The organism is Sinomicrobium soli, assembly GCF_003285545.1.
Lineage (GTDB): Bacteria > Bacteroidota > Bacteroidia > Flavobacteriales > Flavobacteriaceae > Sinomicrobium.
Map to the genome: position 1 here is coordinate 49098 of NZ_QLNV01000003.1, position 12473 is coordinate 61570.

Below are 12473 nucleotides of genomic sequence, written 5' to 3' on the forward strand. Positions count from 1 at the left end.
ACATTTCAAGATGTTAGACCAAAACGAAAAAGATCTGCACCGGCCCGATGAACAGGAAGAGGTAAAAAATACGGGAGGAGAAGCCGGAAACGTCAGCCATACCGAAAACACTGCCCCGGAATCACCGCCGGAACCACTGCCCGGAGCGGCATCTGACGATACGACCGGGCCTGAAAAGACCGCTGCTCCAACGGGGAACGGCGATGATGCCAGGGCCATTGATGAAATAGATGAATCCAATGCCGAGGATGCCGAGGATGAAGATAATGTCAAGAGGCACTCCATCCCCATGCCCGATTACCATGCCATGAGCGTGGAAAAACTGGTCTCTGAACTGGAAAAACTCCTGCGCAGTGAAAAGGTACAGGCCATCAAGGAACATGCAGACCATATAAAATATGAATTCGACCAGAAATTCCAGGAGATCCACGACGAAAAAAAAGAGGAATTTCTCCATGACGGCGGTAATGAAATAGATTTCCGTTACCACCCTCCCATAAAGCAGAAATTCAACAAGGTTTATGGCGAATACAGGGATAAAAGAAACCAGTATTACCAGAACCTGGAGCAAAACCTCAAGAACAACCTGGCTAAGCGCCAGGAGATCATAGAGGCCTTAAAAGGTCTTATCAGCGTCGAAGAAGATATCAACACCACGTACAAACACTTCAAGGAGCTCCAGGACCGCTGGAGGGTGGCCGGACCGGTGCCGAGGGTAAACTACAACGATGTGTGGCGTACCTATCATCACCACGTCGAGCGGTTCTACGATTTCCTCGACCTGAACCGCGATCTCAGGGACCTCGATTTCAAACACAATCTGGAGGAAAAGGAAAAGATCATATCCCGTGCCGAGGAACTGGCGGCAATACCCGATGTAAACATTGCTTTTCGCGAACTGCAGTCACTACACAAAATATGGAAAGAGGATCTCGGCCCGGTAGACCGCGAACACCGGGAGGATATCTGGAACCGGTTCAGTGCAGCTACCAGGGTTATCCACGAAAGGAGACAGCAGTATTTTAAGGAAATGGACAAGGTTCATGAACAGAACCTGGAGCGCAAGCGGGGAATCATAGAAAAGATCAACACCATCGTCCGCAATAAGGCCGGTTCTCACAGGCAATGGCAAAAACAGATCGGGGAGATCAAGGAGCTGAGAGAAGCGTTTTTCAATGCGGGCCGTGTACCTCGCAATGTCAGTGATGAAATATGGACGGCCTTTAAAACGGCTACGCGGTCGTTCAACCGGCAGAAGAACGAATTTTATAAAAACCTGAAAAGAGAGCAACAGGAAAACCTTACCCGGAAAAAGGAGCTGATCCGGATCGCCAGGGAAAACATGGACAGCGAAGACTGGGAAGTCGTTACCCCGCTCATGAAAAAGATACAGAACGACTGGAAAAAGATAGGGCATGTGCCGAGAAGGTACTCAGACAGGGTATGGGATGAGTTCAAGTCCGCGTGCAATCATTATTTCGATCGGCTTCACACCAACAGGAACCGGGGGAGCAAAGAAGAAACGGAAGCCCTTCAGAACAAGGAAAAACTGATGGACAGGCTCAGGGATTTCCAGCTCGGCGACTCCCGGCAGGACGACCTGGAAACACTGAGTGGAATTGTATCGAACTGGAGGTCGTACGGAAAAGTTCCGCATTTCAAGCGAAACATAGAAAGCAAGTTCAACAAAATTATCGATGCCCTGCTAAAAAAACTCCAGGTCAGCCGGCAGGATATTGAACTTATAAAATACGGCAATAAGCTGGAAGAACTGGCCAATTCTGATAAGGACGGACTTATAGACAACGAAAAAATATTCATACGCCGCAAGATCGACGAGGTAAAAAACGAGATCCGGCAGCTGGAAAACAACCTGCAGTTCATCAATGCCGATGACGATAATCCCATAGTAAAAGAGGTGAACAGGAACATCGACAAGCAAAAGGAATCCCTGGCCCTGTGGAAAGCCAAACTGCAACAGCTCCGGAAAATAGACTGACAGGCCACCCTTTACTTTTCCCGGGCCCGATATTCTTTTTCAGCCCGACCTGTACCGGACATCGCAGGCGGGAAAAGGCCTTCCCGGCCCGGGGTCCCGGCACAGGCGGGCCATTCCGTTATTCCCGGCAACCTGAAGGCGACAACTACCTGCCGGGCACCGCGTTGCCGGAAAAGAACAGGTCCTGAACAATCAAGTGACTAACCGTTATTGCCCAATCAATCTCTAATCTTTAAACTCATAAACCGTAAATTCACAATGAGAAAAACAATGTTTCTATGGCTTTTTGCAGCCTGTTTGCTCCTCCCCGGGCTCTCCTCCGCCCAGATCAACAAAAACAAGACCGGAGGCTGGTACATGTATTTCTGGAATACCACGTTGCGCGAAAGCCGTTTCGGTTTCCAGGGAGATATCCAGTACCGCAACTGGGATGTCATGGGAGATCTCGACCAGTTGTTATTACGCGGGGGGCTCACCTACCGGCCGGAAAAAGCCAATGTCAAATTCACCCTGGGGTACGGATACATACTGTCCGGTGCCTACGGAGACAGCAACGACACTTCCGACGAAAGCCGCATATACCAGGAAGCGCTCATGCCCCATAAAGTGGCGGAACGCTTTTACCTGACACATCGTTTCCGGTTTGAACAGCGCTGGGTGGAAAGCCAGGACTTTCGTACCCGGTTCCGGTACAACCTCTTTCTGAACATCCCCGTAAACCAGGTTTCCCTGGATAAAGGGGCCCTCTATATCGCATTGTACAATGAAGTATTTATAAACGGCCAGAAAGATACCGGAAACGGCAATACGGTAGATATTTTCGACCGCAACCGGCTGTATACCGCCATAGGCTACAGCATAACCGACAATCTGAAGATACAGGCAGGTTATATGAGGCAGTCTACCCCTGTCATAGACAAGGGGCAATTGCAGTTAAGCCTTCATCATACCCTATAAATATACCAAAACCCCCGGCAGAAATTCTTCCGGGGGTCATATCATTATTAATTTTCAGGAAACCTCGACCTAATATCCGTCATTCTGAACGAGATATCCCTCTACTCCCGAGGCACCGTCGATGGCCGATTGCGGAATGGGAAAAAGCCGGTGCCTCACATCATTGTCCGTCTTTTCCGTCCAGCTGTCTTCATAATGCCCGAAACGGATCATATCGGTTCTCCGGGACATTTCCCAATAGAATTCAAATCCCCTTTCCCTGTACAGGGTTTCCAGGTCCAGGCTTGTAAGCGGTGCAGGCACGGGCTCCCTTGCCGAACGTGAGGTCCTTACCGTGTTTACATCGGCCAGGGCCTGCCCGGTGTCTCCACCTTTTCTCAGGCGCGCCTCCGCCCTCATCATAAAGATCTCGGCATAACGCAGCAACACGAGATCGACATTGCTGTAATTATTTCCGTTGGGGGAGGTATGGCTGAACTGGTATTTGGAGACCCTGTAGCCACTGGCATAGCCATTATTGTCGGTAAAATCGATCTCCAGCGTATGATCTACATAATATTCCATATCCGCTTCCCTTCGTTCCCCCAGCGCGTAGATCCTGTATCCGCCGTCGCAGGTATAAAAATTGCCATCGGAATCTTTCCGGGGGCCCCAGGGAGTCCCCCTCAGAATTCCCCGGTCTATTTCAAAGCCTTCGGCAGGAATACAGATATAACGGTCTGCATCATTCCTCGGGGTATACCCGGTAAGATCTCCGTATTCGGCAGGGACATCTACATTGCGCTGATAGAACCTGGCATCTGCTTCCGCAGGATCGGCAGTTCCGTAAGCATCTGCCCAGGTCTGGTAAAATTCGGGAGTAATGGCCGGACCGTCAGTACCGTCTGCATTCGGATATTCGGGTCTGGGAAACAGCGAACCTGACATCGACCAGTAAGCCCAGCGGCTATGATCATTATTGAGAATGCCCCGCTGGTCCAGGGCAAATATCAGCTCCGGATTGTCGTGATTATCATCGTTGAAGAGGTCGAAATATTCCGGAGAAAGGGAGAACTTTCCCGAATCGATAATACTGTCGGAATAGGCGATGACCTTGTCCATTTCCTCCAGGCTGAAATCAGGGGTTCCGTAGGGGTTGCGGTATATTGCGGCATTGAGATTCAATTTAGCCAGAAAACCCCATACGGCAGCCCTTGTCATCCTTCCCGGGCCTCTGTCGTCATTGATAACACCTGCCACTGCGAGAAATTCACCCTCGACATAGTCTACGGCATCCTGCCCGCGAAGTATTTCGGAAATTTCATCCGGTCCCTCCTTTTTAAATACCAGTCCCCAGCTATCCAGCACCAGCATATTGAGATAGGCCCTCAGGGCCCTCATTTCATACAGGGCCTCCCTGGCTTCTGCGTCCTCTTCCGCCAGGGGCGTTAATACCTCAACGGCCAGTACTGCCCTCGAGATATTGGTGGTCAGGTAATTCCATGTCTCCCCCACCAGTCCGTTGCCGGGAGTAATGTTATGTGTATGAACTTCAAGGAATTTTCCTCCGTCATACCACTGGTCGCCTCCCCGTGCCGGGAGTATGGCTTCATCCGAAGGTATCAGCTGTAACCCGTAATACGCGGTGTGCAGGAAGGTCTGCGGAAGAAGCCCGTATGCGGGAGCAATAACCCCGCTTACAGTTTCAGATTGCCCACTCCCCTTCAGGGACTCGTCCAGCACCTCTTCTTCCAGATCGGAACACCCCGGGACGATCAATACGCTGCATGCCAGTAAGGCCGTAAATATCTTATTTTTCATTTATCTCTATTTAATCGTATTAAAATGATATGTTCAGGCCAAAGAGGAATGTCCTGGCCTTGGGATACGTATACCGGTCAATACCAAAAGTCTGGATACCTCCCGAAGCGCTTCCCGTATTCACTTCAGGGTCAAAACCACTATAGTCTGTAAGTACGAACAGGTTTTGCCCCGTGACACTGAGCCGGATGGCATGGACATAATCCCTGATCCCGAGCATTCCGGGGTCCAGGTTATATCCCAGGGTAGCGTTGTTCAGCCGGAGAAAATCACCGCTTTCCAGGTATCGGTCCGACACCTCGTTAGTATTGTTAACCACTTCTTCGGGATACTCGACTGCCTTGTCGGTTGTATTGAACGAGAGGGCCAGGCTTCCTTTGGTAAAATTGGACATGGCGGTATGATTATACACCTGATTTCCGGCTACTCCGTTAAAATTCAATCCGAGATCGAAGTCTTTGTAGGAGAAATTCATATAAAAGGCATAAATAAGATCGGGAAGTGCCTTGCCTACCACCAACCGGTCGTTATCGAGGATCTCGCCATCTCCGTTAAGATCCCGGAACCTGCTGAATCCTTCTTCATTGATGCCGATAAAATCCTTCATATAAAAAGCGCCGATAGGCTCCCCGTTGATGTATCCGTTGATGGTAGCCCCGGTCTGTCCGGCTCCCTGAGCTGCCCCGGTAGCAAGTACCTTATAGGGAGAATTGGCCACCCTGTTCCTGGTCAGGGACAGGTTTCCCCCGATATTATAGGAAAAGTCACCTCCGGAAATATCACTCCTGTAATCCAGGGCGACTTCTATCCCGGTGTTGCGTATCTCCATATCCGGAATATTGGTCCAGAACGTATTGGTAGGCTGTATGGGATCTGAAGGAACTACTTCCAGCAATACATTTTCAGATACTTTCCTGAAGACATCGAGCGTACCTGTCAGCCTGTTATTAAGCACACCGAAATCCAGCCCTATATTGGTCTGCGAAGATACTTCCCATTGTATATCCGGGTTGGCCAGACGGGTGTATACCGTACCGTAAGGATAATCGCCCAGGCCGTTTATATCATCGCCCAGGGGATAAGTGTTATCATCCGCCCGGCTATCGGTATAACTCAGCTGGGTGATCTTGGAAGGGATCTCCTGATTTCCTGTTTTCCCCCAACTGGCCCGCAGTTTGAGGGATGAGAAGGGACTATCATCCATAAAACCCTCCCGGCTTATATTCCACCCGGCAGCTACCGAAGGAAAATATCCGTACTTGTTGTTCTTGCCGAACTTGGACGATCCGTCGGCACGCATGGTAAGGGTAATCAGGTACCTGCCATCGAATCCGTAATTTATCCTCCCGAAAAAAGACTGTAATTCGTTTTTAACAGCTTCCGACCACCGGGTTAACGAATTCCCGGCCGCCTCTATCTGGTACCTGGGTTCAATACCGTTATCCGGAAAGTTCTCATAGGTCCATCCCCTTACCTTGTAAAAGGTTTTCTGGTAGGTATGCCCTAACAGGAAACCTGCAGTATGCTTGTCTTTCTCAAGATCATAGGTAATATAATTCTCTACCAGGGTATTGGAATTGCTGGTATAGTTGATCTCCAGATTCCCGATCTCATCTTCCCGCACGGTATACGGCATATTCTGCTCTTCTCTTTCAGTCGACGAATAATCCACTCCCAGGTTCAGTTTATAGGCAAGCCCTTCTGTGATTTCGAAAGAGGGAGATATATTTGCCAGTATACGGTTATTATTGGCAAAATCCCCGTACAGCTGCTCCCTTATCAAGGGATTAAACTGGTCTCCGCTCAGTACGGGAACCGGTATACCGTTGGCATATGCCGGGTAGGTGGGATTAGACCGCAACATGTCTGAAATAATGGTAGTGGTCAGCGGGCGCTGGTTTTCGGTACGGGTACCGGAAAGGTTGAGCTCCACCTTAAAGCGGTCATCCAGTCCTTTTTGGGCCAGGTTAATACGCCCGGAATAAGTTTTCAGTTCACTGTTTCTCAGGATACCTTCCTGGTCATTGACTCCTGCCGAACCGAAATAGGTGAATTTTTCAGTGCCCCCTCTCATCGAAAAGTTCATATCTTTCGATATGGCTGTCCTGGTGAGTACATCCTGCCAATCGGTACTGCCTCCTTCATCTCTGAGCTCCCCGCCTATGGCATTCACCCGTTCCCTGAATTCAGAAGCACCGAATACATCAATTTTATCAGCCAGCGAGGAAATTGCCGCAGATACCGAAAAATTCATCTCCGTCCTGCCTTCCTGTCCCTTTTTGGTGGTTATCACGATTACGCCATTGGCGGCCCTTGCCCCGTATATGGCTGCTGCAGAAGCATCCTTGAGTACATCTATCTTCTCGATATCGTGTGCATTGATAAAATTCAGCGGATTTGCCGGCACCCCGGTATCAGTATTGTCCAGGGCAAACCCGTCCACCACATAAAGCGGGGTGGTACCGGAACGCAGACTCCCTATCCCGCGGATAATCACATCCTGCGAGGCCCCGGGTTCTCCACTTACGGCAGACACATTGACCCCTGCCACCTTGCCCTGCAATAACTGCCCCGGATTGGATACGATTCCCTTATTAAAATTTTTCTCGCCCAGGGAAGCAATGGCTCCTGTCACATCCGTCTTCCGCTGTGTACCATACCCTACCACCACCACATCTTCCAGCAGGGCCATATCCGGAATCATCTGTATATCAACCTCCCGAAGGTCGTTTACAGGGATATACTGTGTTTTATAACCTATATAGGAAATTTCAAGTACGGCACCCTCTTCTTCTACCTCTAAACTAAAAACCCCGTCAAAATCAGTACTGGTACCGTTTGATGTTCCTTTTTCCACGACGGCCGCCCCGGCCAGGGGAACACCGTTTTCATCGGTTACCGACCCGCTTACCGTACGGTAGGCCACCTCCACCACCCTTTCGGGAGCTGTACGGTTGACATCTATGGATACAGTCTGGTTCACCCTCCTGAAAGTAAGCCTGCTCTCACGGGCTATCAGTTCAAGGACCAAACGCAATGATATATTGCGGCCCGAAATATCGTAGGTATCACTTATTCGTGCCACTTTCCTGTCATAGACAAACCTGAAGGAAGTCTGTGCTTCTATATCCCTTAATATTTCTACAACTGTAGCATTCCCGACAGCTATGTTTACATTATAGCTTTCCAGCTTCTGTCCCCTCACACCGGCAGCCAGTACCGGATTGAACAGTGACAGCGCCATAAACAAGAAAAAAGTTTGGAATGTCAATGTGATAAATTGTTTTAATGTTGGCAATTTCATATTTTCACATAAGGTTTAATGATTATTTTTTCTGAATTGTTAAACATCAGGTGGCCCGTTACCGCTCGCCAAAGTGTTTCGGGCTGCCTTTTTTACGGTGGATATTCTCTCATAAGCATGTTTATTTAGTACGGTTAGTTTAGGTTGTTATTCGGCACACGTCCCCTTTATCAGGATCTTATGATCTTCGCCGTATTCGAACCGTATTCCTTTTTTGGCATACCGGATACTCTCCAGGACTACCGCCAGTAACTGATTGTCATAGGTTGCGGTGAGGTGGCATTCCTTCAGTGCCCTGTTTTCAAAAATAAACCTTACCCCGTACCATCGTTCCAGCCGGGAAGCTACCTCTTCCATTGTGGCATCATCAAACCTGATAATCCCGTCTTTCCAGAGCAGGAAAGAATCCGGGTCTACGGTATCCTTCGAAAATGTCCCCGAATCCCGGTCGTATACACCCTGCTCATACGGGTCGAGATACATTTCATTTCCGGCAGAAGCTACTTTCACCTTACCGGTAGCTACGGTTACCACTACCTGCTTTTCACCGGGAAAGGTGCTCATGTTGAAAGAGGTCCCTAAAACGGTGGTCTCTACTTCACCCGAACTGATAACAAAGGGGCTTTCAGTATCTTTGGCTACATTAAAGAAGGCTTCCCCGCTAAGCTCTACCCTGCGTAAGGGAGCCGTAAAATCTTTCGGAAACCGGATCGTACTCCCGGAATTCAAACGGACTTCCGTCCCGTCTGAAAGGGTAAGATTCAATTTCTGCCCCCAGTCGGTACTCTTTTCTACCATTACCGGTTCCGCCTCGTTTTTTACATCAGCCTGCTGATACCATATCCTGATCCCGAGAAATACAACCAGCAATGCAACGGCGGCTTTCCATATGGCAGTATGCCGAAGGCTCCTCTCTCTTCTTTGCCATTGTATTTTGCGCTGCAACCGTTCCCTTACCTGCCTTCTGTGCGCAGCATCCCTGAAAACCATTTTCCTGCCGGTTATCAGGATACCGTCAAACTGCTCCAGGAGCATTTCTTCCTCTGTCGTAATAGTACCCTCAAGGTACTTGTCCATCAGCTTTTTTATTTCCTTTTCAGTCATTGCAGATACGTTACAGTTAATAGTATCTGAAACATCCTGTCACGCACATCCGGTGAGCAAGGATTAACAATTACTTAAAATTGGGGATCCCGGGGTTAACATTTAGATAAAAATGACCTTGTTAAAGAAGAAACAAAATAAACAGGGCAAGATCTTCACGGAACTTACGCAGGGCAAATGAGATCTGGTTTTCTACGGATCGTCTTGAAATATTGAGTATTCCGGCAATTTCCCCATTACTCATATTATTTACACGGCTCATGATGAAAATTTCCCGGCAGCGGTCAGGCAAGGTAGATAATACCGCGTCTACACGACCGGCGAGATCAGTGAGGTCTTCTTCAAGAACAGCTTCAGAAGGGGTGGTCAAGGCATATGCAGCCTCTACCTGCGTCCTGTCAAATCTGCGGTTTTTCAGGGCATAATAACAGCGGTAACGAATCGCCTTGTAAAGATAAGATCTGATATTCCGTATCTCTGTCTCCTTTCTCCGTTCCCAGTAATCAATCCAGACTTCCTGTACCAGGTCTTCTGCCACGGCACTGTCGGCAACAACAGAACAGGCATAGGTATACATCGGCTCCCATAACAGGTCGAACAAATTGCTAAATGCAGTTGTATCCGAGTTGCGCACCCGTACGGCATATTTGTCTGTGATATCCATAAATTTTTCAGATGCCTGCTTACACGCAAATTACTTAAAAATAAAACATACGGATATTACGTTATTGTAAATTCGGGATCAGGAATGGCATACTTTCCCGGAAAGACTTAAGGTAAACCATGCCCTTCCTTCACCTCTCCGATATCTACAAAAACAAAAACGGCAGGAATGTGCTATTACACTCCTGCCGTCATCATATACGGTGGCTCTTCTTATTTGGCAATATTCACCGACCTGGTTTCCCTTATTACGGTGATCTTTACCTGTCCCGGATAGGTCATATCGGTTTGTATCTTTTGCGATATCTCAAAAGAGAGCTCGGCTGCCTTGTCGTCATTTACCCTTTCACTTTCCACAATTACCCTCAGCTCCCGGCCCGCCTGTATGGCATAGGCTTTCTTAACGCCGTTAAACCCGAAAGCTATGTCCTCGAGATCCTTAAGACGCTGTATGTATGAATCCAGCACCTGCCTTCTGGCCCCGGGCCTTGCACCACTGATCGCATCGCACACCTGTACTATGGGGGCTATCAGCGATTTCATCTCCACCTCGTCGTGGTGCGCCCCGATAGCATTGCACACATCGGGCTTCTCCCCGTATTTCTCCGCCCATTCCATACCGAGGATGGCGTGGGGCATTTCGGTTTCCGATTCCGGCACTTTTCCTATGTCGTGAAGCAACCCTGCCCTTTTGGCAAGTTTCGGGTTGATCCCCAGTTCAGCCGCCATTACGCCACAAAGCTTGGCCACTTCCCTGGAATGCTGCAACAGGTTCTGTCCGTATGAAGAACGATATTTCATACGCCCCACCATCTTTATGAGCTCAGGATGAAGACCGTGGATACCGAGGTCAATCACAGTTCTTTTACCCACCTCGATGATTTCCTCCTCGATCTGCCTGGTTGTTTTCTGCACGACCTCTTCAATACGTGCCGGATGTATCCTTCCGTCGGTCACCAGCTTGTGCAGCGACAAACGGGCGATTTCCCTTCGCACGGCATCAAAACAGGACAATATAATGGCTTCGGGCGTATCATCAACAATAATTTCAACTCCGGTAGCCGATTCCAGTGCCCTGATATTACGGCCTTCCCTCCCGATAATCCGCCCTTTGATATCGTCAGATTCCAGGTTAAATACCGATACGCAGTTCTCTATGGCCTCTTCCGTACCGATACGCTGTATCGTGTTTATGATCAGTTTTTTGGCCTCCTGCTGTGCAGTAAGTTTTGCCTCTTCCAGCGTATTCTGGACATAGCTCATGGCATCAGACCTGGCCTCCGACTTCAGGGATTCCATCAACTGGCTTTTGGCTTCTTCCGCCGGTAACCCGGAGATAATTTCCAGCTGTTTTACCTGGCTCTTGTGCAGTTTGTCTACTTCCGCCTGTTTCTTTTCGAGAATTTCCAGCCTGTAGTCGTAGTCCTTTGATTTTACCTCCAGCTCGTCGTTGAGTTTTTTGTTCTTCGAAAGCTCCCCGTTCACCTGGGCCTCCTTGTCGCGGGTACGCTTTTCTATCTCTGCAATTTTCTTGTCCTTTGCCACGATCACCTTTTCGTGCTCTGCCTTCAGTTCGAGAAACTTTTCCTTGGCCTGGAATATCTTGTCCTTTTTTATACTCTCACCTTCCGCCCGGGCTTCCTTTACTATGGAAGCAGCTTCTCCCTTTGCATCGGAAATAATTTTGGAAGCGTTTTTCTTCTCCATAATCTTCGCGAAAACGATCCCGAGGGCTACTCCAATTATACCCGCTACAATAATCATAGTTATATCCATCTTATTATCAGTTTAATAAAAAAAAGCCTACATCGGCAAGGGTTATGTATAAACTCCTATAGACAAGTTTAGGGCTAACCGGCTGATCAAGGATCCGTCCTGTCCGGAAAACCGGCAACGGCATGCTTTTACAACCGCAACTCACCCTTTTTAATTTGAATAATGTTGAGTTTATCAAACTATAATACCAATGTAGGCAGTACCTTATTTCTATTTAAAGAACTTCTTTCATTTATGAACTAAGTTGAGAATGAAGCAGTTCGTTCAACGCCTCCAGGCGTTTTACGACCTCATCATCCCCTCTTTCCTTATCTATACTTTTCTGCTCCAGCTGCGAGGCAAACTGCAAGGCACACATGGCCAGTACATCCTGTTTGTCCCTGACGGCATAGTTCTGTTCAAACTGTTTTACAAGCCCCTCTATACTCTTGGCCGCCTTCCTCAGTCCCTCTTCCTGGGAAGGATCTATGGTAAGCGGATATACCCTGTCGGCTATGGATATTTTTATTCTGAGCTTGTCATCCATGTTTTTTACAGATCGCCTTATTCCGAGAGTTGTGCAATACAACTGTCAATCTCCCGTATTAAAGTATTTATCTTAAGCTTAGTTTCTGTTTTGCTTTCACTACTGCCCAACATTGCATTTGCCAGCTTGAGGGCCTTATACTTTTCCTCCCAGTCGGTTATGACGGTCTCTTTTTCCGCCAGAACCTTTCGGGAGAGGGTTAATTCCTTTTCAAGTTTAAGATTGTGTTGCCTTAAAATCTCCATTTTGTGAAGCAGCTTACTGATCTTATTTTCCAAGGAATCAACTATTTCGGTAATATTCCCCATACCTGCAAATAACAATTCATCTGTCTACAAAGTTAA

General features: G+C 48.3%; 9 protein-coding genes and 1 other RNA gene. 2 read left to right on the top strand and 8 right to left on the bottom strand.

Annotated features, from left to right (window positions below):
- Positions 1-10: 10 nt before the first annotated feature.
- Together DN748_RS04115 and DN748_RS04120 are read left to right on the top strand one after the other, a co-directional pair.
- Entirely contained in the window at positions 11-1999 is a 1989-nt protein-coding gene (locus tag DN748_RS04115; RefSeq protein ID WP_112370514.1) for a DUF349 domain-containing protein, read from the top strand.
- A 258-nt stretch (positions 2000-2257) separates the two neighbouring features.
- A complete protein-coding gene (locus DN748_RS04120) occupies positions 2258-2956 on the top strand; it encodes a DUF2490 domain-containing protein (RefSeq protein ID WP_112370515.1) in 699 nt (232 codons plus the stop codon).
- A 69-nt stretch (positions 2957-3025) separates the two neighbouring features.
- Here the strand turns inward: DN748_RS04120 and DN748_RS04125 are convergent, their stop codons facing one another.
- The 8 genes from DN748_RS04125 to DN748_RS04160 all read right to left on the bottom strand — a co-directional run bounded on the left by DN748_RS04125 (position 3026) and on the right by DN748_RS04160 (position 12437).
- A complete protein-coding gene (locus DN748_RS04125; RefSeq protein WP_112370516.1) occupies positions 3026-4756 on the bottom strand; it encodes a RagB/SusD family nutrient uptake outer membrane protein in 1731 nt (576 codons plus the stop codon).
- Positions 4757-4775: 19 nt separating this feature from the next.
- A complete protein-coding gene (locus tag DN748_RS04130) occupies positions 4776-8000 on the bottom strand; it encodes a SusC/RagA family TonB-linked outer membrane protein (RefSeq protein WP_236636782.1) in 3225 nt (1074 codons plus the stop codon).
- Positions 8001-8207: 207 nt separating this feature from the next.
- Positions 8208-9164, bottom strand: coding sequence for a FecR family protein (locus tag DN748_RS04135; RefSeq protein ID WP_112370518.1), 957 nt, complete (start codon positions 9162-9164; stop codon positions 8208-8210).
- A gap of 121 nt (positions 9165-9285) precedes the next feature.
- The gene (locus DN748_RS04140) at positions 9286-9828 is read right to left on the bottom strand and encodes a sigma-70 family RNA polymerase sigma factor (RefSeq protein ID WP_112370519.1); all 543 of its coding nucleotides are present in this window, start codon (positions 9826-9828) and stop codon (positions 9286-9288) included.
- A 212-nt stretch (positions 9829-10040) separates the two neighbouring features.
- Positions 10041-11603: a ribonuclease Y gene (gene rny, locus DN748_RS04145; protein ID WP_112370520.1), complete on the bottom strand. Its 1563-nt coding sequence runs from the start codon at positions 11601-11603 to the stop codon at positions 10041-10043.
- A 50-nt stretch (positions 11604-11653) separates the two neighbouring features.
- Positions 11654-11774, bottom strand: a non-coding RNA gene (gene ssrS / locus DN748_RS04150) — 6S RNA.
- Between the two features lie 61 nt (positions 11775-11835).
- The gene (locus DN748_RS04155) at positions 11836-12129 is read right to left on the bottom strand and encodes a cell division protein ZapA (RefSeq protein ID WP_112370521.1); all 294 of its coding nucleotides are present in this window, start codon (positions 12127-12129) and stop codon (positions 11836-11838) included.
- 17 nt (positions 12130-12146) lie between these two features.
- Complete coding sequence (locus DN748_RS04160) at positions 12147-12437, bottom strand: hypothetical protein (RefSeq protein WP_112370802.1); 291 nt, start codon at positions 12435-12437, stop codon at positions 12147-12149.
- Positions 12438-12473: the final 36 nt, after the last annotated feature.